The organism is Neptuniibacter sp. QD37_11 (assembly GCF_047778105.1).
In the GTDB taxonomy this organism is placed as follows: domain Bacteria; phylum Pseudomonadota; class Gammaproteobacteria; order Pseudomonadales; family Balneatricaceae; genus Neptuniibacter.
In genome coordinates, this window is record NZ_CP180552.1 from 3,458,589 (window position 1) to 3,482,766 (window position 24,178).

Annotated in this window: 18 protein-coding genes, 2 tRNA genes and 3 rRNA genes; 7 read left to right on the top strand and 16 right to left on the bottom strand. The window is 46.4% G+C overall.

Features of this window, described 5'->3' with window-relative positions; all coding sequences use genetic code 11:
• Nucleotides 1-149: 149 nt before the first annotated feature.
• The 14 genes from fabI to ACMXYT_RS16430 all read right to left on the bottom strand — a co-directional run bounded on the left by fabI (nt 150) and on the right by ACMXYT_RS16430 (nt 13,732).
• Nucleotides 150-920, bottom strand: a complete 771-nt coding sequence (gene fabI, locus ACMXYT_RS16365; RefSeq protein ID WP_415911689.1) for an enoyl-ACP reductase FabI — start codon at nt 918-920, stop codon at nt 150-152.
• A 341-nt stretch (nt 921-1,261) separates the two neighbouring features.
• Nucleotides 1,262-1,377, bottom strand: a 5S ribosomal RNA gene (gene rrf, locus ACMXYT_RS16370).
• Between the two features lie 142 nt (nt 1,378-1,519).
• A 23S ribosomal RNA gene (locus ACMXYT_RS16375) occupies nt 1,520-4,405 on the bottom strand.
• Between the two features lie 216 nt (nt 4,406-4,621).
• Nucleotides 4,622-4,697: transfer RNA gene (locus ACMXYT_RS16380), tRNA-Ala, on the bottom strand.
• Nucleotides 4,698-4,720: 23 nt separating this feature from the next.
• Nucleotides 4,721-4,797, bottom strand: a tRNA-Ile gene (locus ACMXYT_RS16385).
• A 68-nt stretch (nt 4,798-4,865) separates the two neighbouring features.
• Nucleotides 4,866-6,405 (bottom strand): 16S ribosomal RNA (locus ACMXYT_RS16390).
• Together the 16S, 23S and 5S rRNA genes with 2 tRNA genes alongside form the textbook arrangement of a ribosomal RNA operon.
• 616 nt (nt 6,406-7,021) lie before the next feature.
• Nucleotides 7,022-7,825 (bottom strand): twin-arginine translocase subunit TatC, encoded by an 804-nt coding sequence (tatC, locus tag ACMXYT_RS16395; protein ID WP_415899530.1) that lies wholly within the window; start codon nt 7,823-7,825, stop codon nt 7,022-7,024.
• A complete protein-coding gene (tatB, locus tag ACMXYT_RS16400; protein WP_415899531.1) occupies nt 7,822-8,193 on the bottom strand; it encodes a Sec-independent protein translocase protein TatB in 372 nt (123 codons plus the stop codon). The genes tatC and tatB overlap by 4 nt, the downstream gene beginning before the upstream one ends.
• A gap of 12 nt (nt 8,194-8,205) precedes the next feature.
• The gene (tatA, locus tag ACMXYT_RS16405; RefSeq protein WP_415882862.1) at nt 8,206-8,460 is read right to left on the bottom strand and encodes a Sec-independent protein translocase subunit TatA; all 255 of its coding nucleotides are present in this window, start codon (nt 8,458-8,460) and stop codon (nt 8,206-8,208) included.
• A gap of 102 nt (nt 8,461-8,562) precedes the next feature.
• Nucleotides 8,563-8,895, bottom strand: coding sequence for a phosphoribosyl-ATP diphosphatase (locus ACMXYT_RS16410; RefSeq protein ID WP_415882863.1), 333 nt, complete (start codon nt 8,893-8,895; stop codon nt 8,563-8,565).
• An 87-nt stretch (nt 8,896-8,982) separates the two neighbouring features.
• A complete protein-coding gene (gene ubiB, locus ACMXYT_RS16415) occupies nt 8,983-10,617 on the bottom strand; it encodes a ubiquinone biosynthesis regulatory protein kinase UbiB (protein ID WP_415899532.1) in 1,635 nt (544 codons plus the stop codon).
• A 45-nt stretch (nt 10,618-10,662) separates the two neighbouring features.
• On the bottom strand, nt 10,663-12,252 hold the full coding sequence (locus ACMXYT_RS16420; RefSeq protein ID WP_415911690.1) for a GGDEF domain-containing protein: 1,590 nt from the start codon (nt 12,250-12,252) through the stop codon (nt 10,663-10,665).
• 136 nt (nt 12,253-12,388) lie between these two features.
• Nucleotides 12,389-13,012 carry a thiol:disulfide interchange protein DsbA/DsbL gene (locus ACMXYT_RS16425; RefSeq protein WP_415899534.1) on the bottom strand — a complete coding sequence of 208 codons (624 nt, stop codon included), beginning with the start codon at nt 13,010-13,012 and terminating at the stop codon, nt 12,389-12,391.
• 114 nt (nt 13,013-13,126) lie between these two features.
• Entirely contained in the window at nt 13,127-13,732 is a 606-nt protein-coding gene (locus ACMXYT_RS16430; RefSeq protein ID WP_415882867.1) for a c-type cytochrome, read from the bottom strand.
• 214 nt (nt 13,733-13,946) lie between these two features.
• On the opposite strand from ACMXYT_RS16430, the gene yihA reads away from it, so the two are divergent.
• Nucleotides 13,947-14,597 (top strand): ribosome biogenesis GTP-binding protein YihA/YsxC, encoded by a 651-nt coding sequence (yihA, locus tag ACMXYT_RS16435; protein WP_415911691.1) that lies wholly within the window; start codon nt 13,947-13,949, stop codon nt 14,595-14,597.
• A 185-nt stretch (nt 14,598-14,782) separates the two neighbouring features.
• Here yihA and polA read toward each other — a convergent pair whose 3' ends face one another.
• Nucleotides 14,783-17,548, bottom strand: a complete 2,766-nt coding sequence (gene polA, locus ACMXYT_RS16440; RefSeq protein WP_415911692.1) for a DNA polymerase I — start codon at nt 17,546-17,548, stop codon at nt 14,783-14,785.
• Between the two features lie 93 nt (nt 17,549-17,641).
• Here polA and ACMXYT_RS16445 point away from each other — a divergent pair, with 93 nt between their 5' ends.
• The 4 genes from ACMXYT_RS16445 (at nt 17,642) to ACMXYT_RS16460 (ending at nt 22,114) form a co-directional block, all read left to right on the top strand.
• Nucleotides 17,642-17,920 (top strand): DUF2782 domain-containing protein, encoded by a 279-nt coding sequence (locus tag ACMXYT_RS16445; RefSeq protein WP_415899538.1) that lies wholly within the window; start codon nt 17,642-17,644, stop codon nt 17,918-17,920.
• 46 nt (nt 17,921-17,966) lie between these two features.
• Nucleotides 17,967-18,926 carry a homoserine kinase gene (locus tag ACMXYT_RS16450; RefSeq protein WP_415904710.1) on the top strand — a complete coding sequence of 320 codons (960 nt, stop codon included), beginning with the start codon at nt 17,967-17,969 and terminating at the stop codon, nt 18,924-18,926.
• Between the two features lie 114 nt (nt 18,927-19,040).
• The gene (gene uvrD / locus ACMXYT_RS16455; protein ID WP_415899540.1) at nt 19,041-21,254 is read left to right on the top strand and encodes a DNA helicase II; all 2,214 of its coding nucleotides are present in this window, start codon (nt 19,041-19,043) and stop codon (nt 21,252-21,254) included.
• A 176-nt stretch (nt 21,255-21,430) separates the two neighbouring features.
• The gene (locus ACMXYT_RS16460) at nt 21,431-22,114 is read left to right on the top strand and encodes a substrate-binding periplasmic protein (protein ID WP_415911693.1); all 684 of its coding nucleotides are present in this window, start codon (nt 21,431-21,433) and stop codon (nt 22,112-22,114) included.
• Here the strand turns inward: ACMXYT_RS16460 and ACMXYT_RS16465 are convergent.
• Nucleotides 22,083-22,955 (bottom strand): AraC family transcriptional regulator, encoded by an 873-nt coding sequence (locus ACMXYT_RS16465; RefSeq protein WP_415899542.1) that lies wholly within the window; start codon nt 22,953-22,955, stop codon nt 22,083-22,085. The two genes, ACMXYT_RS16460 and ACMXYT_RS16465, sit on opposite strands and share 32 nt — an antisense overlap.
• 214 nt (nt 22,956-23,169) lie before the next feature.
• Between ACMXYT_RS16465 and ACMXYT_RS16470 the strand changes: the two genes are divergently transcribed.
• Together ACMXYT_RS16470 and ACMXYT_RS16475 are read left to right on the top strand one after the other, a co-directional pair.
• Entirely contained in the window at nt 23,170-23,739 is a 570-nt protein-coding gene (locus tag ACMXYT_RS16470; protein WP_415889663.1) for a DJ-1/PfpI family protein, read from the top strand.
• An 87-nt stretch (nt 23,740-23,826) separates the two neighbouring features.
• A complete protein-coding gene (locus ACMXYT_RS16475) occupies nt 23,827-24,177 on the top strand; it encodes a ribbon-helix-helix domain-containing protein (protein WP_415899543.1) in 351 nt (116 codons plus the stop codon).
• The last annotated feature ends 1 nt before the right edge of the window (nt 24,178 follow it).

Genomic DNA, 24,178 nt, shown 5'->3' on the forward strand with positions numbered 1-24,178 from the left:
CCTACAGCCTTGTTTTATCAGATATAAGAGAGAAAAGAGTTACTTTATAACACCCTGGTTTATTGATCATTGATTCATCAATAGAACTAAAGCCATAAAGAAGAAGCTCCGTCTAGCTGCACATGTAAGCACAGCTAGACGGAATAAGATCAACCTACAATACAAACACCGTGGTCAACGTAATGGATTTGGCCAGTTACACCCTCAGAGAGCGGTGACATAAAGTAGAGGCAAGAGTTACCCACTTCTTCGATTGTCGGTAATTTACCATCACAAGCCATCTCTTCATTGTGCTGTAGCATGGCATCAAAGTCTTTAATTCCTCCGGCAGCACGCGTCGCTATAGTTCCTGGTGAAATAGAGTTCACACGAATCCCCTGAGGTCCAAGGTCACGTGCTAAATAACGAGTTGCGGCCTCTAAAGCGGCTTTAGCACAACCCATAATGTTGTAATCACCTGTAGCCAAGGCACTACCGAGGTAAGAGAAGTTAATTAGCGAACCACCATTTTTCATAAGCCCTTTAGCACGCGCTGCCATATCAATAAATGAATAGCAGGAAATCTCCATAGCCTGTAAGAAACCGGTACGTGAACATTCAGAAATAGGGGCATGTAGATCCTCTAACGGACAGAACGCTAAAGAGTGAATCACACCGTCTAACTCACCCCATTTCGACTCAATCTCGGAGAACACAGCATCCATCTGTTCAGGTGCCGAAACATCTAGAGGCATAAAAATATCCGCCTCAAGCTCCTCTGCTAAAGGGCGCACAAAGCGCTCAGCTTTATCATTAAGATAAGTAATGGCCAACTCCGCACCCTGGGCTTTCAAAACCTTCGCGCAGCCATAAGCGATACTTTTATCATTAGCGATACCAACAACAAGTACTTTTTTCCCAGCCATTAACAAGTTAGACATTCCATAAACCCTTATAAATAATCGAAACTGATTCCTATTTTACGCATACGCACAATACAAATATATGACGGTACCGGTAAAGGGGTCGGTAAGAAATAAGATGTTGATCTGAGGCAATGAAGGACAGCGAAGGACAGCGAAGGACAGCGAAGGACAGCGAAGGACAGCGAAGGACAGCGAAGGACAGCGTATCAGTGTGCCTTCTTCTATAAAGCATGACCAGCCTTTAGATTACCCACCCATATTTGATATTTTCTCTGCTTGCCTAGCTGCTCTCTAAACACGGTTATAAACGAAAAAACCCCGATCACAGCGTGACCGGGGTTTTCTCTTAATTAAATGCTTGGCGATGACCTACTCTCACATGGGGAAGCCCCACACTACCATCGGCGATGTTGCGTTTCACGTCTGAGTTCGGGATGGATTCAGGTGGTTCCACAACTCTATGGTCGCCAAGCAAAACTGTTACAACTTAGATCTGATTCTTCTTTTATTTGATCTAGATAGTTCTTCGACTGTAGCTTAACTACGCGCTAATTCGTTACTCTCTATCGTCTTACGTATCTTACAAGTCACTTGCCAAACGCCTTGGGCGTTATATGGTCAAGCCTCACGGGCAATTAGTATTGGTTAGCTCAACGCCTCACAGCGCTTCCACACCCAACCTATCAACGTCGTAGTCTTCAACGGCCCTTTAGGGGAATCAAGTTCCCAGTGAGATCTCATCTTGAAGGAGGCTTCCCGCTTAGATGCTTTCAGCGGTTATCCCGTCCGAACGTAGCTACCCGGCAATGCAATTGGCATCACAACCGGTACACCAGAGGTTCGTTCACTCCGGTCCTCTCGTACTAGGAGCAACTCTTCTCAAATCTCAAACGCCCACGGCAGATAGGGACCGAACTGTCTCACGACGTTCTAAACCCAGCTCGCGTACCACTTTAAATGGCGAACAGCCATACCCTTGGGACCGGCTTCAGCCCCAGGATGTGATGAGCCGACATCGAGGTGCCAAACACCGCCGTCGATGTGAACTCTTGGGCGGTATCAGCCTGTTATCCCCGGAGTACCTTTTATCCGTTGAGCGATGGCCCTTCCATACAGAACCACCGGATCACTAGAACCTACTTTCGTACCTGCTCGACGTGTCTGTCTCGCAGTCAAGCACCCTTCTACTCTTGCGCTCATTGCATGATTTCCGACCATGCTGAGGGTACCTTCGTGCTCCTCCGTTACTCTTTGGGAGGAGACCGCCCCAGTCAAACTACCCACCACACAATGTCCCCGATCCCGCTTAGGGAACTGGGTTAGAACCTCAACATTACCAGGCTGGTATTTCAAAGGTGGCTCCACCTGAACTGGCGTCCAAGTTTCAAAGCCTCCCAGCTATTCTACACAAGTAATGTCAAAGTCCACTGTGAAGCTGTAGTAAAGGTTCACGGGGTCTTTCCGTCTAGCCGCGGGTAAACTGCATCTTAACAGCTATTTCAATTTCACTGAGTCTCGGGTGGAGACAGTGTGGCCATCGTTACGCCATTCGTGCAGGTCGGAACTTACCCGACAAGGAATTTCGCTACCTTAGGACCGTTATAGTTACGGCCGCCGTTTACCGGGGCTTCGATCAAGAGCTTCGCACAAGTGCTAACCCCATCAATTAACCTTCCGGCACCGGGCAGGCGTCACACCCTATACGTCCTCTTTCGAGTTTGCAGAGTGCTATGTTTTTAATAAACAGTCGCAGCCACCTGGTATCTTCGACCGCCAACAGCTTAGAGAGCAAGTCTCATCACCGTCAGCGGCGCACCTTCTCCCGAAGTTACGGTGCCATTTTGCCTAGTTCCTTCACCCGAGTTTTCTCATACGCCTTAGTATTCTCTACCTGACCACCTGTGTCGGTTTAGGGTACGGTTAGTCATAACCTGAAGCTTAGAGGATTTTCCTGGAAGCATGGCATCAACTACTTCAGTCCATAAAGGACCTCGTCATCGGTTCTCGGTCTTAAGGACCCGGATTTGCCTAAGTCCTCAACCTACTACCTTAAACGCGGACAACCAACGCCGCGCTAGCCTAGCCTTCTCCGTCCCCCCATCGCAGTTATGAGCAGTACAGGAATATTAACCTGTTTCCCATCGGATACGCTCTTCAGCCTCTCCTTAGGGGCCGACTCACCCTACCTCGAATAGCGTTGGATAGGAACCCTTGGTCTTCCGGCGGGGAGGGTTTTCACCTCCCTTATCGTTACTCATGTCAGCATTCGCACTTCTGATACCTCCACGGTGCCTTACAGCTTCCGCTTCAACAGCTTACAGAACGCTCCTCTACCATGCACAAAGTGCATCCGTAGCTTCGGTGTTATGCTTAGCCCCGTTATATCTTCCGCGCGGGCCGACTCGACTAGTGAGCTATTACGCTTTCTTTAAAGGGTGGCTGCTTCTAAGCCAACCTCCTAGCTGTCTAAGCCTTCCCACATCGTTTCCCACTTAGCATAAACTTTGGGACCTTAGCTGACGGTCTGGGTTGTTTCCCTTTCCACGACGGACGTTAGCACCCGCCGTGTGTCTCCCGTGATTGAACTCATGGGTATTCGGAGTTTGCATCGGGTTGGTAAGTCGGGATGACCCCCTAGCCGAAACAGTGCTCTACCCCCCATGGTTAGACACGAGGCACTACCTAAATAGTTTTCGAGGAGAACCAGCTATCTCCGAGTTTGATTAGCCTTTCACTCCTATCCACAAGTCATCCGCTGGCTTTTCAACGACAGTCGGTTCGGTCCTCCAATGCATGTTACTGCATCTTCAACCTGCCCATGGATAGATCACTCGGTTTCGGGTCTACTCCTAGCGACTGGACGCCCTATTAAGACTCGGTTTCCCTACGGCTCCGCAAATGCTTAACCTTGCCACTAAAAGTAAGTCGCTGACCCATTATACAAAAGGTACGCAGTCACCGTCCGAAAACGGCTCCCACTGCTTGTACGTACACGGTTTCAGGGTCTATTTCACTCCCCTCACAGGGGTTCTTTTCGCCTTTCCCTCACGGTACTGGTTCACTATCGGTCAGTCAGGAGTATTTAGCCTTGGAGGATGGTCCCCCCATATTCAGACAGCGTTTCACGTGTGCCGTCCTACTCGATTTCACTTTAAAAGACCTTTCACATACGGGGCTATCACCCACTATGGCCACACTTTCCAGAGTGTTCTGTTAAATCTAATAAAGCTTAAGGGCTGGTCCCCGTTCGCTCGCCGCTACTTAGGGAATCTCGGTTGATTTCTTTTCCTCTGGGTACTTAGATGTTTCAGTTCCCCAGGTTCGCCTCTAATAACCTATGTATTCAGTTAAAAGATACCTATAAATAGGTGGGTTTCCCCATTCGGAAATGTCCGGATCAAAGGTTGTTTACCACCTCCCCGAACCTTATCGCAGGTTACAACGTCCTTCATCGCCTCTGACTGCCAAGGCATCCACCGTGCACGCTTAGTCACTTGACCATATAACCCGAAGGCGTCTGGAATCACAGTAACTTGTATTGCTAGTAACGATAGATTTCGCCGAATTGGCGCATGCAGTAAAACTACATGTCTTAAATCTAAATCAAATGAATCAAATCCAAATTGTTAAAGAGCGTTTAAAGCAAAAAAGCTTTAAAAGATAATGTCTTAACCGACAATATGTTTTAAAACTCTTCCTTCTCATCCTTAGGATGATGGTGGAGCTATGCGGGATCGAACCGCAGACCTCCTGCGTGCAAAGCAGGCGCTCTCCCAGCTGAGCTATAGCCCCAAAGAAAACAGTAAGGCTATTATTGGTAGGCCTGAGTGGACTTGAACCACCGACCTCACCCTTATCAGGGGTGCGCTCTAACCAGCTGAGCTACAAGCCTACACCGTTGCTCTTAACTTCTCTGATCAGATAATTCGTGTGAACGCTTGCCGAGAATCGGCTTTCGTTTAAGGAGGTGATCCAGCCCCAGGTTCCCCTAGGGCTACCTTGTTACGACTTCACCCCAGTCATGAACCACACCGTGGTAACCGCCCTCCCGAAGGTTAAGCTAGCTACTTCTGGTGCAATCCACTCCCATGGTGTGACGGGCGGTGTGTACAAGGCCCGGGAACGTATTCACCGCGACATTCTGATTCGCGATTACTAGCGATTCCGACTTCATGGAGTCGAGTTGCAGACTCCAATCCGGACTACGACCGGTTTTCTGAGATTAGCTTACCCTCGCAGGTTCGCGGCCCTCTGTACCGGCCATTGTAGCACGTGTGTAGCCCAACTCGTAAGGGCCATGATGACTTGACGTCGTCCCCACCTTCCTCCGGTTTGTCACCGGCAGTCTCCTTAGAGTTCCCACCCGAAGTGCTGGCAAATAAGGACAAGGGTTGCGCTCGTTACGGGACTTAACCCAACATTTCACAACACGAGCTGACGACAGCCATGCAGCACCTGTCTCAGAGTTCCCGAAGGCACGAAACTATCTCTAGTAACTTCTCTGGATGTCAAGAGTTGGTAAGGTTCTTCGCGTTGCGTCGAATTAAACCACATGCTCCACCGCTTGTGCGGGCCCCCGTCAATTCATTTGAGTTTTAACCTTGCGGCCGTACTCCCCAGGCGGTCTACTTATCGCGTTAGCTGCGCCACTAAAAGATCAAGTCTCCCAACGGCTAGTAGACATCGTTTACGGCGTGGACTACCAGGGTATCTAATCCTGTTTGCTCCCCACGCTTTCGCACCTCAGTGTCAGTATCGGTCCAGGTAGTCGCCTTCGCCACTGGTGTTCCTTCCTATATCTACGCATTTCACCGCTACACAGGAAATTCCACTACCCTCTACCGTACTCTAGATTAGCAGTATCAGGTGCAGTTCCAAGGTTGAGCCCTGGGCTTTCACATCTGACTGACCAATCCACCTACGCGCGCTTTACGCCCAGTAATTCCGATTAACGCTCGCACCCTCCGTATTACCGCGGCTGCTGGCACGGAGTTAGCCGGTGCTTCTTCTGCAGTTAACGTCACAGCTAGCAGGTATTAACTACTAACCTTTCCTCACTGCTGAAAGTGCTTTACAACCCTAGGGCCTTCTTCACACACGCGGCATGGCTGCATCAGGCTTGCGCCCATTGTGCAATATTCCCCACTGCTGCCTCCCGTAGGAGTCTGGACCGTGTCTCAGTTCCAGTGTGGCTGATCATCCTCTCAGACCAGCTAGAGATCGTCGCCTTGGTGAGCCATTACCTCACCAACTAGCTAATCTCACGCAGGCTCATCCAATAGTGCAAGGTCCGAAGATCCCCTGCTTTCCCCCGTAGGGCGTATGCGGTATTAGACCAAATTTCTCTGGCTTATCCCCCGCTACTGGGTAGATTCCTACGCGTTACTCACCCGTCCGCCACTCGTCATCAACTAGCAAGCTAGTCATGTTACCGTTCGACTTGCATGTGTTAGGCCTGCCGCCAGCGTTCAATCTGAGCCATGATCAAACTCTTCAGTTTAAATCATTTGTGTTACCAGGAATGTGGTAACGGGCTCTAGTACTAAACAACCGGATAACATTCTTAAGAACGTTAAACCTTTGTAAATCGCTTTAAATGAATTCACTTGGTTGCTTGTCTAGAAAAAGTTTGCTTCTTCTCAACAAGCGCCCACACGAATTATCTGATCAAATTGTTAAAGAGCGTTGCTTTTTTGACTCTCCGCTGACTCAGCGTTTCGTCTCAAGCGAGGCGCATATTCTACTGTGCGCTCATTCAAAGTCAACCGTTTATTTTGCAATTTTGTAAAAAGCTTTTACTCAGCAACCGGACTTTGAATCCTGCTCCGTAAGAAATCTTAAAAACCAATGTTTTCAATCACTTACTAAGCACCTCACTCAGCTCTGCAGCCCCTTTAAAAGCGGCCTCCCTAAGCAAGGACGGCGAATTCTACAGACATCTGAAAAAGGGTCAACACCCAATCTTAAAAAAAGCGCAAAAAGTGAATAAATATTCAATATTGTTTATTAGTTATACAGCGTTGATCGCTAAATACTCTACGGACATAAAAAAACGGTGCTTACCTCTCAATAAACACCGTTTTTATAATAACTATCTAGCTCTCAACTACTATTTACTATTTACTATTTTCTTCTTGCTCTTCTTCTGCAGCAGCGAATTCATCAGACAGTTCTTCATCATCAGTATTCTTTCTTACAAAGATCACACCTAAGATGATGCCCGTTTCAAACAGCAGCCACATTGGCACAGCCAACAAGCTTTGTGAAATCACATCTGGCGGCGTTAACAACATCCCTAAGACGAAACAACCAACGATTACATATGCACGCTTTTGTCTCAGACCAGCAACAGTTGCAGCACCAGACCAAATCAGTAGCAGAGTAGCAATCGGTATTTCAAAAACGATACCAAATGCAAAGAAAAGCTTTAGTACGAAATTCAGGTAGCTGCTGATATCCGTCATTACCGCAACATTTTCTGGCCCAACGCTGGTAAAGAAACCAAAGATAAGCGGAAACACAACAAAGTAGGCAAATGCGATACCGGCATAAAATAGAAAGATACTCGATATTAACAATGGTATCGCAAAGCGCTTTTCATGCTTATATAGGCCTGGCGCGATAAAGCCCCATATTTGGTGCAATACAAATGGCATCGCCAAAAAGATTGCGGCGAAAAGCGTTAGCTTAAAGGGCGCAAAGAATGGAGAAGTTACATCTGTCGCAATCATGCTTGTGCCCGATGGCAACAATGCAGTTAATGGCGATGAAAGATAGGTATACAGATCATTGGCAAAATAAAATAAGCCAAGAAAGAAACCCAAAATAATAAGTAGGATAAACATTAGCCTCTGGCGTAACTCAACCAGATGGCTAATTAATGGCTGTTCCTGATCGTGTTCAGGCTGCGGATTGCTCATGCTTTTCCTGTACTGCTATTGTCATCAGCCTTGCTAGGCTCATTCGCAGATTGAGGCTTTTCTTCTGTTGCTTCTGGCGGAACAATCTTAGAGCTAACTGGAACTTCTTCTTTTAATGCATCGTTGAACGGCTGACGCATCTCATTAAGTTCTTTTTCTAACTCGTGTTTCTGAATAGCCGTTGTACGTTTTAACTCTTCTACTCTTAGCTCTTCGCTAATTTCCGTCTGTATAGATGAGACAGTACGCTTTATACGCCCCATCCACATTCCGACGGTCCTTACAGCAGTAGGCAATTTATCTGGTCCAAGAACAACCAATGCAACCACTGCAACAATGAGCAGCTCGGTAAAACCGATATCAAACATAGTTAAAGCCTGTTATTTGTCAGACTTCTGTTCAGCTTTTACGTCGTCAGCTTTTTTAGCCTCAGTAAAATCAGCGTCTTCCTGTTTGATCTGTTTGTTTTCAGCTTCTTCTTTGGCTTTTTCTTCTTCTGTCATGGCTTTTTTGAAGCCTTTAACAGCACCACCTAGATCGCTCCCGATGTTTTTGAATTTTTTAGTACCAAAAATCAGAATAATAATGGCCAAAATAATCAATAGCTGCCAAATACTGATACCACCTAAACCCATTTTTACTCTCCGCTATCACATAGCAGCTCTTTTAACTGCCATCATAGAAATCTGTTGGAATGATCCACGTTACACGTTTTGAGAACGCCTTAGGATCTGTATTTATTTTTTAGTGCGAGACGCTTTTTCTTCTAGGCCCGATAGATCGAATCTACGTGCCAATTCATCTAAGACTGCCTGCGGTTCTTCACCTAGGTGCGACAATGCAACTAAGCTGTGAAACCAAAGATCGGCTGTTTCATAAATGACATCTTTATTGTCACCGCTGGTCTGCGCGTCTTTAGCAGCCAGAATTGTTTCTGTTGCTTCTTCACCGACCTTCTCTAAGATCTTATTCAAGCCCTTAGCGTGTAAGCTAGATACATATGAACTATCTGGGGCTGCTGATTTACGCTGTTCCAGAACTTCACCCAGCTGAGTTAATACGTCACTCATTTATTCACTCACTTTCAATTAAGACTAACTTACGTGCGGAAGCATACCCGATCAATATTGCTTCCACCATCCCCTCCTAAAGGAGGATCATGAACGTTTCAACAATAGTACTATTCCGACACCTGCCAAAATCCAACTACTGGTAGGCAAATCGCATAGCCATTCCATTACATCTGGATTAGCAACAGCTATAGCACCCGCAATGAGTATCAACCCTAGATTTCGTCTTCTAGAAGCTTTGCTTTCTAAGGTTTCTTTTGCTTGTTGATAAGCTCTAATATCGCGCTGACGTGCGCTATCTAAATTCCGGATCTGGTTTAGAGAATCAAAAATTAGTTGCGGCATATGCGGCATTTTCTCTAGCCAATCAGGTGCTTGCTGTTTAATCGAACGATAAACACCTTTTGGCCCCATCCGCTCTTTCATCCAATTCTCTAAAAACGGCTTACCTGTTTCCCACAAATCTAGATCTGGATACAGCTGTCGACCTAAGCCTTCGATATTAAGAAGCGTTTTCTGTAGAAGTACTAGTTGTGGCTGCACTTCCATATTGAAACGACGCGCAGTTTGGAACAAACCTAAAAGCACCTGTCCGAAAGAGATATCTTTTAACGGCTTTTCAAAGATCGGCTCACACACACTACGAATAGCCGTTTCAAATGCATCAACATTTGTGTCTGCAGGCACCCAGCCTGAATCAACGTGTAATTGCGCTACCATTCGGTAGTCACGTTTGAAGAAAGCAAGAAAGTTGCGGGCTAGATAGCTTTGATCTTCCGGGGTAAGCGAGCCAATAATCCCAAAATCTACCGCGATATATTGTGGTGAACTTGGGTTATTGCGAGAGACAAAGATATTACCTGGGTGCATATCCGCATGAAAAAAACTGTCTCGGAATACCTGAGTAAAGAAGATCTCTACGCCGCGTTCTGCCAGCGCTTTCATATCGGTATTCTGTTCATTCAACTGATCAACTTCAGCAACCGGAATACCGTGAATGCGTTCCATTACGAGTACATTAGAACGCGTGTAATCCCAGTAAATTTCCGGGATATAAAGAATATCGCTGTTTTCAAAGTTACGTCTTAACTGCGAGCCATTAGCCGCCTCTTTCCGAAGATCCAACTCGTCGAAGATTGTCTGCTCATACTCAGAAACCACCTCTACTGGGCGCAGGCGGCGTCCCTCTTCCCAAACCACATGAACAAGGCGCGCCAAGCTGAAGAGAAGGTCCACATCCTTACGGATAGTCTTACCAATGCCCGGTCGAATAACTTTAACGACCACTTCGCTGCCATCAAGCATGGTCGCTTTGTGAACCTGAGCAACCGAAGCAGACGCCATAGGCTCTACCTCAAACTCAGCAAATAGCTCTAAAACTGGCTTTTCCAGTGCTTTTTCAATCAATCCTTGTGCTTGCGGTCCAGAGAACGGCGGCACACGATCTTGCAGTTTTTTCAGTTCTTCTGCCAGATCATCCGGCAATAGATCTCGGCGGGTGGATAACATCTGACCGAATTTAACAAAAACTGGACCCAATGCTTCTAACGCTAAACGAACACGTACCGCTTGCGGTTGCTTTGCTGGAATAAATAAACGCCAAGGCAATAACCAAAACAGGCATCGAACATACCAAGGAAGGGCTAAACCCAAAAATAGAGTATCCAATCGATACCGAGCAAAAACCTGAACAATCTTCAGAATTCGCGATAGACGTTTCACAGCAGGGAAACCTTGTTGCTAAAAATTAATAGATAAGTAGTGACGTTACTTAGTTCTGACTAAGTTACGGCCATCTTCTTTGGCTTGATACAATGCTTCATCAGCACGGGTAAAGACATCATCAAGAGAATCACCCTCTTTGATTTCTGTTACGCCGAACGACATTGTAATCCCCACGGGCTTGCCATGGAAATTAAATGGGCTGCTGGCTAAAGATTCTCGCAATTTTTCCATTGCCTGCGAGGCCTCTTCTGCGCCAGTAGAAGGAAGGATAATAATAAACTCTTCACCACCGTAACGACCAACAAAGTCAGTTACGCGGATATTCTTAGTGATAACTTTTGCTACCAAACGTAGTACTTTATCACCGGCTAAATGCCCGTAGGTATCGTTGATTTTCTTAAAGAAATCCAAGTCGCCGACAACTACAGAGAATAATGTACGGTAACGCGACCAACGCTCATATTCCTGATCAATGTGTTCATCATAGGCAGCGCGGTTTGGTAAGCCTGTAAGAGGGTCTGTGCGTGCACGTAAGCGCTCCTCTTCCATATGCGCTTTGACCTTACGTGTTTCCTGCTCCATCAATTCAACTTTATCGATCAGGTCTTCATAACGACCTTGCAATCGCTGTTCGCGCTCTTCTTCTTTCTTTTTGAAGCTATCCATAGCACGAACTAGACCTGAAAGTTGCAGTGAAACCGCCTTTTTCAGGTCTGTAATATCATTGGTATTCTTGACCGTGTGGTGCAGCTTTTTAACGTCACGTCGAACTTGGATATCAAGATCACGTTGGTTCTGACCTATCTCTTGCTGCTCCTGGCGGCTATCAACCACAAAAGTTTGAACCTCAGTTAAGCGCGTGCTGAGTTCCAACAGGTAGTTCTCGAAATCTTCACTGGTATTGCTGGTTGATTTGATAACCAGCTGCACAACTTGATGAACGATCTCCGGCAGATGCGGTAACTCAAAGCCATCTTCGATGCGTTTCACCAACTTACGCGCATTGGGGTTTTCCTCTTTAGGCACGTACAAGCCGCTAATCAGCTCTAAAAGCTCAGCGCCAATACGTTTTAAGAGTAATTTAACTTCATCGCCCAGCGCATCTGTTGAAGCAGTCGTGTCTAGAGAGAAGTCGCTGTCACTGATCTCTGCACTCTCTTCTGTTCCCGTTTCGATATGGCTTTGTAGCTCAATCAGATCAGCTAGAACAGCAGGTAGTTCGTAACCTTTCGCTTCAACTTCATTACTGCGACGCTCTAGGGAATCCAGCAGGTTTTGTGAACCGCTATTTTGCACTTGAGTGCGTAGCATGCGAATCCACTTAAGAAGGGCAGCAACTGTTTGCTTGGCAGTTTTTCCGCGAAGGTCTTCACGATGTTGAACTTGTTTTTCAATACGGCGACTGATTTTTTGTAAAAAGCCGAGATGCTCTGTGCACTGCTCATTAAGTAGTGGTTTCAATGCTGCGAGTTCAGCATCAAATTGTGGATTATCACCTTCTAAACCGATAGACATATAACCGGCTAACTGGCGTAACTGCTGTTCAGTATCAACACTTTTTCGCTCAAACCGCTCAAATTCTAGAGTCAGCTCTCGGTATTTTTTCTTCCAGTCTACCTGTTCTTCTGCCACACCAGTTCCTCGGAGTACACAACATCAACATCAGTCAGACTTCATGTTAGTCGAACTCTGTTCTTCGCACTAGGTCTGATATCAATCAGATATAAAAAAACGCCCTCTAGAGGGCGTTTTTCTTTGCATATTTTATTTACTTCGCAGCGGAGCGCTCTTTCTCAACAAGGAAATCAACGACTTCAAGCATCTTCTTATGGCCACCCGCCATACCTGCTGTGACATGATATTTACCATTCACAACCATCGCAGGCACACCTTTGATACCGTAGTTTTCTAGCTGCTTACGGCCTTGGCGGATCTTAGTTTCTACCGCAAAGGAGTTGAATAAGCTTTGGAATTTACCTGTATCAACGCCTAGGTTACCGTAATAATCAGCAAAATCGTCTTTATCTATAAAACGACGACGTTCTACATGAATCGCGTGAAAAGTCGCTTCGTGAGTTTTATCCAGCGTTTTCATAAATTCAGACGCATAAAACGCACGCGCCATTTGTTCCCAACGAGGATTCCACGCAACTGGGGTACGAACAAATTTCACGTCTTCACTTTTGTTCTTTTCCCAATGCTTAATCAATGGCTCAAAGTTATTACAATGAGGGCATGGGTATCCGAACATTTCGATAACTTCAATTTTGCTCTTTTCCTGCATAGTGCTTGCTACAGGAACTTTGGCGTAGTGAACACCTTCTTTAAACTCTTCAGCCTGTGCCATAAACGGCAGAAGTAACGCCACTAACATCAACCCAAACTTTTTCATTATTCTTTGCTCCGAAAACAATAGGACCGGGTGGTAGACAATAAAATGAAACCTAAGTTCCTACCACGTACAAAAAAGGCAGCCTAAGCTGCCTTTATTGAATCCAAGCTGAACTTACTTGCCCAGACCTTGAATGTAGCTAGAAACCGCTTTGATTTCGTCATCGCTAAGCTTAGCCGCAATATCCTGCATCATCTGCTGTGGATCGTTGTTACGTGCGCCTTTAGCAAAATCTTTTAGCTGCTTTTCAGTGTATGCAGCGTGCTGGCCGCCGATACCTGGGAAGCCTGCTTGGCTGTTACCTTCACCTGTTGGTGCGTGACAAGCTGTACAAGCAGCAACGCCTTTATCTGCGATACCTGCGCGGTAGATTTTCTGACCCTGTTCAACAAGGTCTTTAGCAGCGTGGCCTACTGTACCAGTCTGCTTAGCAAAGTAAGCAGAGATATCAGCAATGTCCTGGTCGCTGTAAGAGTTTAGAAGACCAGTCATTTCTACAACTGTACGCTTACCAGATTTGATATCTTGAAGCTGTTTGATCAGATATTTTTCGTTCTGACCTGCTAGCTTAGGGAAGTTTGCGATTGCACTGTTACCGTCAGCACCGTGACAAGCAGCACACATTGCAGTCATTCCTTTACCTTTAGCAGCATCACCCGCTGCGTGAGCTACACCAGTGATACCAACGGTCACCAGCAAGCTAATCAGTAGTTTATTCATCGATGAACCCAGACTCTTGCTATTAAAATTAGACGGCCATAGGCGTAATGATGAGTCATTAAGCGTTGACCGATGTTATCCTCACTTCCCTGCAGACTAGAGCTTAGGCCTGTTCGCAGGTAAAATTGGCGCAATTATAAACCAATATCCACACAAACTGGAACGGCAATCTCTGTTCCTTTAGTAGCGATTTCTTAAAAAGCGACTTAAAAATATGTCTTCAGATCAAAAAACCGTTCACTACAACACCGCAAAATTTAATAAGAGTGCGGCAAAATTACACCAGTGTCCGGCGGATATAGGCGCAGAAGTCGCTTTCGCAGGCCGCTCAAATGCAGGTAAATCGAGTGCGATCAATACGCTGACCAATAACAACAAATTGGCACGTACATCGAAAACGCCAGGCCGTACCCAATTGATTAACTTCTTCGATCTAAATATCGAAGGCGTGCGTATTGTCGATTTGCCAGGTTATGGCTACGCCAAAGTACCTGTCGCAATGAAGCAGCATTGGCAGCAACACTTGGAAGAGTACCTACAAAAGCGCCAATGCCTACAAGGCGTTGTGCTTGTAATGGATATTCGCCATCCAATGAAAGAGTTCGATCAGATGATGGTTGATTGGTGCCTCAGTACTGAGATGCCGCTACATGTACTTCTAACCAAATCCGATAAGCTGAAAAAAGGCCCAGCTCAGTCGACTATGTTGAAGATTCGCAAGGAACTAACTGCCGTTCTAGGCGATCTAGTGACTGTGCAAACCTTCTCTGCACTGAAGAAACAAAATGTCGATCAACTCAGACAGCGTTTGGATCTATGGTTACTGCCGGAAGATGATTTCGAAGAGGCATTTGAAGGCGAATAACAAAAGAAAGCCCTGGGAAACTTAGGAAGGGGAACTGTCAATTTCTCAGGGCTTTAACGCATGCTTGTTGTAAAGAGCCACAGCCATGGCACGATGAATGTGTAAGTGACTCTTAAGGCTGTTGACTCTCTATATTTTGAAAAGTTCCCTTTTGTTCAAAAAACATTCAAAAATATTTTCTGAACTTAGTGAGCCTGTTCCCAGTTCTCACCGACACCAGCTTCAACTAGCAGCGGCACATCTAGATCAGCAGCACCCGCCATCTGAGCTTTCACTTCAGCAACGAAGGCATCTACCTGATCTTCACGTACTTCAAAGACCAATTCATCGTGTACCTGCATGATCATGCGGACATCAAAATCTGACTCGGCTAACCAAGCATCGACCGCCACCATCGCGCGTTTAATAATATCTGCAGCTGTACCCTGCATTGGCGCATTGATCGCGGTACGTTCAGCAGCCTGACGGCGCATCGCGTTTTTCGCTTTAATCTCTGGCAGGTACAAACGACGACCGAATAGAGTTTCAACGTAACCCTGCTCCTGCGCTTTAGTACGTATATCATCCATATAATGCTGCACACCTGGATAAGTCTCGAAATAATGCTCGATATACTGCGCGGCATCTTTACGGGCGATACCTAATTGCTTCGCTAGACCAAACGCAGACATACCGTAAATCAAACCGAAGTTGATCGCTTTAGCACTGCGACGCTGATCATCAGATACCTGATCGAGTTCAACTTTGAAAACTTCTGCCGCTGTCGCACGGTGAATATCGGCTCCTTTAGAGAAAGCATCCAGTAAACCTTGGTCCTGAGACAGGTGCGCCATAATTCGCAGTTCGATCTGCGAGTAATCGGCAGCCACAACCGTGTAGCCTTCTGGAGCGATAAAGGCGTGACGAATACGGCGGCCTTCCTGAGTACGTACCGGAATATTCTGCAGGTTTGGATCAGTCGAAGATAGACGCCCTGTCGCTGTCACCGCTTGATGGTAAGAGGTATGAATGCGCCCAGTACTTGGACTAATCATTAGCGGAAGCTTATCGGTGTAAGTTGATTTAAGCTTGCTCAAGCTACGGTGTTCAAGAATCAACTTAGGCAGAGGATATTCTAGTGCCAACTCTTGAAGCACTTCCTCGGCAGTCGATGGTGCACCTTTTGGTGTCTTCTTAATCACCGGGATACTAAGCTCTTCAAATAGAATCTGCTGCAGCTGCTTTGGTGACGCCAGATTAAACTCTTTCCCAGCAATATCGTAAGCTTCGCGCTCCAGTTCCACCATACGTGCAGCCAGTTCGATACTTTGTTCACCGAGCATTGATGCATCAACCAAAGCACCGTTACGCTCGATACGTGACAGTACTGGAATCAACGGTTTTTCGATCTCATTGAAAACTTTGCTTAGCGTTTCATCTTGGCTTAGCTGACTATCGATCGCTTGATGTAGACGCAGGGTGATATCCGCATCTTCCGCAGCATAAGGCGCTGCTTGTTCTAGTTCGATCTGGTTGAAGGTCAGCTGCTTTTTACCTTTGCCGGCGATCTCTTCGAACTTAACCGTTTTCACACCCAGATAACGATCAGCCAAGCTATCCATATCGTGGCGCGTTGCCGTGGAGTTCAGCACGTAGGATTCCAGCATAGTATCGAACGCCACACCTTTTAGATCGATATCGTAACGAGCCAACACGTTCATATCGTATTTAATATGCTGACCGATCTTTTTGTGATCTTCGCTTTCTAGCAGTGGTTTCAGCTTAGTCAAAAGAACATCACGGCTGATTTGCTCTGGCGCGCCCATGTAATCATGCGCAACAGGCACATAAGCAGCTTTGCCCGGCTCTACCGCAAAGGAAACACCCACCAGCTCAGCTTCCATATAGTTGAGACTGGTCGTTTCTGTATCGAAGGCAAAAAGTTCGGCTGTGGATAACTTTTCAATCCAGCCATCTAGATCGGATTCTGTAAGCACTGTTGTGTATTCAACATCTTTAGGTGCTTCTGGAGTAGATGGCTCCGATGGATCAGCAGCGATTGCAGCACCGCTCTCACCAGATTCCAGCTCACGCACCCAAGTCTTGAATTCAAATTCTTTGTATAACTCAATTAACTGATCTTTATTTGGCTCTGGCTTAACGATCTCTTCGACTTTTTCATGCAGCTCAACGTCGGTTTTAATCGTTGCCAGTAGGTAAGATAGATCCGCTTCTTCGCGGTTATCTTCTAGTTTCTTCGCCATAGTTTTCGAACCACGGAAACCAAGATCAGCAATTTTATCTAGGTTTTCGTATAGATCTTTAATACCGCCGATACCTTGAAGCAAAGCCAAAGCCGTTTTTTCACCCACGCCCGGAACGCCTGGGATGTTATCGACCTTATCGCCCATCAATGCCAAGTAATCGATGATCAGCTCTGGCGGAATACCAAACTTCTCTTTTACACCTTCAATATCCATGATGGTGTCAGTCATAGTGTTGATCAGCGTTACGTGTTGATCCACCAGCTGCGCCATATCCTTATCGCCTGTGGAGATCAGGGTATCGATCCCTTGAGCGCTGGCTTCACGCGCCATCGTACCGATGACATCATCCGCTTCTACACCCGGTTCTACGATAAGCGGCATACCCAAAGCTTTGACGATGTTGTGGATCGGCTCTACCTGACTACGTAAATCATCCGGCATCGGTGGACGCTGGGCTTTATAATCGCTGTAGATCTCATCACGGAATGTTTTACCTTTAGCATCAAAGATCACCGCAATAGGGCTTTCTGGATACTGTTTGATCAAGCTTTTCAGCATTGAAGTAACAACTCGGATCGCTCCTGTTGGGATTCCCGCAGAATTTCGCAGGTCAGCCTGTTGTGAAGCAAAAAAAGCACGGTATAAATAAGAGGAACCGTCGACTAAAATTAAAGGAGAGGAGTTGGCTTGCTGCTGTTCGCTCATCAGGAAATCCGGGTTGGTTATTCTTCAAAAACCCGATCATAGTCGATATGCTCATTTGCCAAAAGAAATCTTGCCATGAAAGAGGAAAGAATAATGAAAAAGCTACTATTAGCAGCACTACTTGCAGTGACACCTGTAGCTTATGCCGAAGTCCCACCGCTGGTTGATGAGAACGAACCACAGATCACAATCTTCCACGAAGAAGATAAAACCTATTACGAGTACCGCGTAAATGGTCAGCTTCAGGAAATTAAGGTCGTGCCTAAAAACGGTAAAGAATACTATCTGGTTCCAGCGCCAGGTGAAGGCTCATTTATTCGCCATGAAGAATCACAAATGCTGATCCCTAAATGGGTACTGTTCCGTTGGTAAATCCGCTGGAACAAACGAATTCAAATTTACGAAGTGAGTAAAGCGCTTGGCTGTATATACGCAACTTAATGACACTGACCTAACTGCATTCCTTAAAGATTATGATCTGGGAGAGTTAGTCAGTTACAAAGGTATTGATGGTGGTATCGAAAATACCAACTACTTTGTCACCCTGAAAAATGAAGGGATTGAGACGGAGTATGTACTCACTTTGTTTGAAGAGCTTAGCTACGAAGAGCTTCCCTACTTTGTCGAGCTATGCCAATGGCTATCACAGCGAGATATCGCTGTACCTTTTGCTATTCAGGATCGAAACGGAATCGGCCTAAAACAACTGAAAAAGAAACCTGCTGCGCTACAACCAAGGTTCTTTGGTGAGCATGTGGGTCAGCAAGAACTCACACCTGAGCACTGTGCTGCCATCGGTAAAGTCTTAGGCGAGTTCCACGTTGCAACAGAAAACTTCTATCTTGAACGCCAAGCACACCGAGGTGTGTTTTGGTGGCGTAGAGAGAGCGAACTCATTCGTAGTAAATTGCCTAAAAATGATCAGACTCTGCTACAGGAAGAAGTAGCGCGTTTTGATCAACTTCGCGAGCAGCCAGGTGATATCAAAGCCGGCACGATTCATGGTGATCTATTCCACGATAATGTCCTATTCCAAGGGACTGAGGTCAGTGCCGTTTTAGATCTTTATAACGCCGCAACCGCCTATCTGCTGTTTGATCTGGCGATCGTGGCTAATGATTGGTGTTGCCGTCCTGATGGCTCGATTGATAGCGAACGAGAGCAGGCATTGCTAAAAGCCTACGCAAAAGCGCGTCCTTTCACTCAGGATGAATACAAAGCTTGGCCAGTGCTGACGTGTACTGCCGCGATGCGATTCTGGCTATCTCGTTTAATCCCGTGGTTGGATGAAAACAGCGAACAGAAGCTGAAAGATCCTGAAGAGCTAAAACAGATCCTGATCTATCGCCGTAACAATCCAAGTCAGCTTCCCAAATAGCAGGCTTCTTATACTAAGGCTCCTAAGGAGTCTTAGTAAATCAACACTGCCCTCTTTTGCTAACACCCGCTATAATCAGCCACTGATTATTTATACAGTGAACAGAAAGCCGCTATGGACGTAACTCACATTATCGATTCTCTGAACGATGCCCAACGCAATGCTGTAACCGCTCCGGTACAAAACTTACTGGTTTTAGCCGGCGCAGGCTCTGGTAAAACCCGCGTATTGGTACACCGAATTGCTTGGTTGATTCAGACAGAAGGAATGTCGCCCTACTCTATTATGGCGGTTACGTTCACCAACAAAGCTGCAAAAGAGATGCGCGGCCGTATTGAGGAGCTGTTAGGCATCAATCCTCAAGGCATGTGGGTCGGTACCTTCCACGGTTTAGCCCACCGTATACTGCGTGCTCACTGGCAGGATGCTGGTTTACCTGAAAACTTCCAGATTATGGACAGCGATGATCAGCTGCGTCTGATTAAACGTTTAGCCAAAGAGATGAATCTGGATGATAAGCGCTGGCCGGCTCGCCAATTCCAGTGGTACATCAACGATAAGAAAGATAATGGCCTACGCGCTAAACATATCGAACCGCGTCATGATCTGAATGATCGCCAGATGCTGGCAGTATACGAAGCTTACGAGCAAGCCTGCGAACGTGGCGGCATGATCGACTTTGGCGAGCTTTTGCTACGTTCCCTAGAGCTGTTCCGTGATAAGAACCCAGCCCTACTAGAGCACTATCAAGAGCGTTTCCGCTACATTCTTGTGGACGAGTTCCAAGATACCAACACCATTCAGTATGGTTGGCTGCAACTACTTTGTGGCGGTCAGAAGAAATTGATGGCCGTAGGCGATGATGACCAGTCGATCTACGGCTGGCGTGGCGCGAAGATCGAAAATATCCAGAACCTACCGGTTCACTTCCCGGGTACAGAAACGATCAAGCTAGAACAAAACTACCGTTCTACAGAAACGATTCTGCGTGCAGCCAACGAAGTCATTCGCAACAACCAAGGTCGTTTAGGTAAAGAGCTGCATACTGATTCTGGTGAAGGCGAGCCGATCTCGCTCTATGCAGCCTTTAACGAGCAAGACGAAGCACGCTTTATCGTCGATCAAATCGGAAAATGGGTACAAGAGGGCAACCTCCGTAAAGAGTGCGCGATTCTGTACCGCTCTAACGCCCAGTCCCGAGTGCTTGAGGAAGCCTTGATTCGCAGTGGCGTGCCGTACCGTATTTACGGTGGCCAACGTTTCTATGAGCGCCTTGAGATCAAAAACGCGCTGTCCTATATGCGCCTGCTAAGCAACCGCGACGATGACACCTCGATGGAGCGTGTAATCAATGTACCAACACGCGGTATAGGCACACGTACCATCGAAATTATCCGTGAGCATGCTCGTAGCCAAGCGATCTCTATGTGGCGCGCATCCAACGAAATTGTGGAACTGAAAAAGCTACCAGCGCGTGCATCTAATGCCCTGCAAGCTTTCTTAGATCTGATCAATCAGATGGCACAAGATACCGAAGACACTCTGCTACACGAACAGACTGAGCACGTTATACAACACTCAGGCCTGATCGAGCACCACAAAAAAGAGAAAGGCGAAAAAGCTCAATCCCGTATAGAAAACTTGGAAGAACTGGTCACTGCAGCGAAGCAGTTTAACAGCCAATGGGATGAGTTTCTGGATGAGGAATTTAACTCCCCACTTGCGGCATTCTTAGACCAGGCAGCGCTGGATGCCGGTGATGCGCAAGCAGATGATTACCAAGACAGTGTGCAGCTAATGACCCTTCACTCTGCAAAAGGTCTGGAATTCCCTCAGGTGTTCCTAGCCGGTGTAGAAGAAGGCTTGTTTCCGCATAAGATGTCTGTGGAAGAGCCGGGCCGTTTAGAGGAAGAACGTCGCCTCTGCTATGTAGGTATCACCCGTGCGATGCAGAAGCTGTTTATCACTTACGCTGAATCCCGTCGTCTGCATGGACAAGATAACTACAACCGACCATCGCGCTTTATTGGTGAAATTCCAAACGACTTGATGGAAGAGGTTCGCCTTAACGCTAGCGTTAGCCGCCCCATGACCAGCCGCCATAACGATAACCAAGGCAGTAGCTTATTTGGTAGTAGCTCTCTTAGCAGCAGCGATGTACCAGAAACCAACCTTGCCCTGGGTCAACGTGTTATGCACAGCAAATTTGGTGATGGCACTGTACTTAACTTTGAAGGTTCGGGGCCTAAGGCCAGAGTACAGGTTAATTTCGATTACGAAGGTAGTAAGTGGCTGGTGGTTGGCTTTGCCAATCTAACGCCGTTATAAGCACCAATGATTTCCAAGCCTATTTCCTAGGCAAAGAAGGCCAATTCCCAAAAGTCACCTTATACTTAAACCGTTCAGATTTTTAAGGTGACGGAGGGGATATGTATAAACTCTGGAGTGTCTTCGCTGCCCTAATCATATCTTGCACCTTTGCTAAAGCAGCTGAAGTAATCACAGTGCCTATCTATGATCAGGATCGTTCACCCTTATCAATCATCAAGAATGGCCAAGCCCACGGAATATATCCTGACCTATTCAGAGAAATACTAATAGGGGCAGGTCTAAAACCTCAGCTATTACCAGTACCTCCTATGCGACGCCGCATAGGTTTTGAAAATCAGCTCTATCATTTAGCTTGCTGTGCAAACCCCGCTTGGCGTGCACGCCCGAGAGAGCAAGAGGTCCAAGTTTTTAGTAAACAATTTTACTGGACCAAAGACATGTTTATTTTTCCTAAAGGCAAGTCCTTTGAGATAAACAAGCTTTCGCAGCTATCCGATAAACTTATCGCCACTGTCCGAGGCTTCGATTATCGAGGATCTGAACATTTTGGAGAAAAGGTCAACTTTCAGAATGAAGCAACCTTGATGCGCGCCCTGGCTTTAGGCCGAGCTGACGTTGGCATAGTTAACGAGGATATTTTTAATGCCTCAGCGCAAAAAAAATACTTAGAAGCAGGCCCTATACATGATGAAGCGAGTTTACACATCCGTATACATCGTGCTCGTATAGACTTGGTAAAACCAATCAATAAATCGATTGATAATCTGATTAGTAGTGGCCGCCGTGATCAAATTGTGAAGAAATATTTAAACCAACATAACGCTATTAGCGCCGCAGTTCCGAACGCCGCTCCCTGAATAATTGCGGCGTAACGCCCACCATGCGGCGAAAGAATTTTACAAAGTTAGTAGCTTCACTAAAGCCTAACCAGTAACCTACCTCTGCAACAGAAGCTGAGCTATGCACCAACATACGTCTGGCTTCCAAAGCGACACGACGATCAATCACCACCTTAGCGCTATAACCCTCCACCTGAATGCAAGCGCGACTTAAAGTGCTCTGGGCGTAACCGAGCTTTTCAGCGTAGAAACGCAGGCTATGCTCGGTCCGGTACTCTTGCTCCAATAGATCGATAAACAATTGATAGGTTTTGCGGGATCGGCTTGTAACCTGATCGGTAACTCTGACCTTCTTTTGCCAACGCGCTAAGCGGAGTAGCAGGTTCAATAGTTCATTTCGCAGAAGTGAGATATCTAACTCTGAACCATCAAACCCTTCAAAATCACGCTTTAAGCGTGAAATCGATTGTAGAATATCCTCCTGTAAAAGCTCGGTTAGTAGCGTGCAATTTTGCCAATCTTGCAAAGCCAACAGATCCACGCCTTTAGATTTTACCCGCTCATCATTCGGTAGAGCTGCGGGATCAATCAGCACGACCTCTGCCTGTAAATCACAGTAATCCTGCCATTCCTGAACCTGACCAGGCCGCACAAACAACAAAGTGCCCGGCCTCAAGTCATAATCGATAAAGTCGATGCAATGCTGTCCATGCCCCTTGGTCACTAGAATCAGCATATAAAACTCTAAACGCTCAGGCACAGTCGGCAACTTCTGGTAGAGATCTGAGAACGAAATCGGCTCAATCCCAAGAGCAGCTAGGCGCTTGTTCTCAAAAAAGGTGTGTTTAATCTTTTGCATCTAAACCAGCCTAAAGCATCCATCGGCAATCGAGTTTAAGTTCGTCGAATTTAAACAAGGACTGCTAGCTTAACAATTCCCATGCAACAAAAGTATTGGTCACTTTTTCACCATGTAGTATTCAGCTAATACCTATCCCAAACCAAGCCCTGTTACCTTGATAAGTATTGAGCAGCCATTCAAATAAAAAGCCCAAACAAGGGAGCCCAATACAATGCAAAGCAAAAAGATTCTGATGATTACCGGTGATTTCACCGAAGATTATGAAACGATGGTGCCGTTCCAAACCCTATTAACGGTTGGCCATCATGTGGATGCGGTATGCCCAGAGAAAGTAAGCGGCGATACGGTTGCAACAGCGATTCACGACTTCGAAGGTGACCAAACCTACACTGAAAAACGCGGCCACAACTTCACTCTAAACGCGACGTTCGCAGATATTAATGTTGAAGATTATGACGCACTGGTAATCCCAGGTGGTCGAGCACCAGAATATCTACGTTTAAACCAAGAAGTGATCGAGATGGTGCGCCACTTCTTCAAAGAGAACAAGCCCGTCGCTGCAATCTGCCACGGTGCGCAATTGCTATCTGCTGCGGGCGTTCTAGAAGGTAAGTCTTGCTCTGCATACCCGGCATGCGCGCCAGAGATCAATCAATCTGGTGGCACATACACAGATATTCCTCTGGATGCAGCCGTGACTGATGGCAATCTAGTCACTGCCCCTGCATGGCCAGCACACCCTGCTTGGTTAGCACAGTTTATGGTTTTGCTAACTATGTAATAGAATTAGCGCAAGCTGCTTTCTCCCCAAACCTGAACCCGAAAGCAGTTTGTCGCTACCTATATAGTCAAATCAGTGGAGAGAGCTATGTGCAAACTGTTTATTAATGCCGAACCAGAACTTTGGAAAAGCAGCACCCGCTCAATCCGTATTGACGGTATGGTTACCAGCGTACGTCTGGAAAACTATTTTTGGACGACCCTGACAGCGATCGCAGAACGGGATGATCTAAATATTCCGCAGATGCTGACCCGCCTCTATCACGAATCGATCGATGCCGGTCATGACTTAGGTAACTTCACTTCATTTCTACGAGTTTGTTGTATGCGCTACCTGGCGTTGCAACTGTCAGGCGATATCCCAACGAATGAAACGGTGGCGATCAGCTCTTTGGATGCTGATGCGATTTTAAGGAACGAAATCGAAAAGCGTCACTAAA

Bases quoted from the DNA above. Each gene is read 5' to 3' on its own strand.
- ACMXYT_RS16445 (WP_415899538.1), top strand. From the start codon at position 17,642: ATGAAAAAGCTACTATTAGCAGCACTACTTGCAGTGACACCTGTAGCT.
- ACMXYT_RS16470 (WP_415889663.1), top strand. From the start codon at position 23,170: ATGCAAAGCAAAAAGATTCTGATGATTACCGGTGATTTCACCGAAGAT.
- tatB (WP_415899531.1), bottom strand. From the start codon at position 8,193: ATGTTTGATATCGGTTTTACCGAGCTGCTCATTGTTGCAGTGGTTGCA.
- tatA (WP_415882862.1), bottom strand. From the start codon at position 8,460: ATGGGTTTAGGTGGTATCAGTATTTGGCAGCTATTGATTATTTTGGCC.
- yihA (WP_415911691.1), top strand. From the start codon at position 13,947: ATGTCTTCAGATCAAAAAACCGTTCACTACAACACCGCAAAATTTAAT.
- ACMXYT_RS16465 (WP_415899542.1), bottom strand. From the start codon at position 22,955: ATGCAAAAGATTAAACACACCTTTTTTGAGAACAAGCGCCTAGCTGCT.
- ACMXYT_RS16410 (WP_415882863.1), bottom strand. From the start codon at position 8,895: ATGAGTGACGTATTAACTCAGCTGGGTGAAGTTCTGGAACAGCGTAAA.
- ACMXYT_RS16425 (WP_415899534.1), bottom strand. From the start codon at position 13,012: ATGAAAAAGTTTGGGTTGATGTTAGTGGCGTTACTTCTGCCGTTTATG.
- ACMXYT_RS16430 (WP_415882867.1), bottom strand. From the start codon at position 13,732: ATGAATAAACTACTGATTAGCTTGCTGGTGACCGTTGGTATCACTGGT.
- tatC (WP_415899530.1), bottom strand. From the start codon at position 7,825: ATGAGCAATCCGCAGCCTGAACACGATCAGGAACAGCCATTAATTAGC.
- polA (WP_415911692.1), bottom strand. From the start codon at position 17,548: ATGAGCGAACAGCAGCAAGCCAACTCCTCTCCTTTAATTTTAGTCGAC.
- ACMXYT_RS16475 (WP_415899543.1), top strand. From the start codon at position 23,827: ATGTGCAAACTGTTTATTAATGCCGAACCAGAACTTTGGAAAAGCAGC.
- uvrD (WP_415899540.1), top strand. From the start codon at position 19,041: ATGGACGTAACTCACATTATCGATTCTCTGAACGATGCCCAACGCAAT.
- fabI (WP_415911689.1), bottom strand. From the start codon at position 920: ATGTCTAACTTGTTAATGGCTGGGAAAAAAGTACTTGTTGTTGGTATC.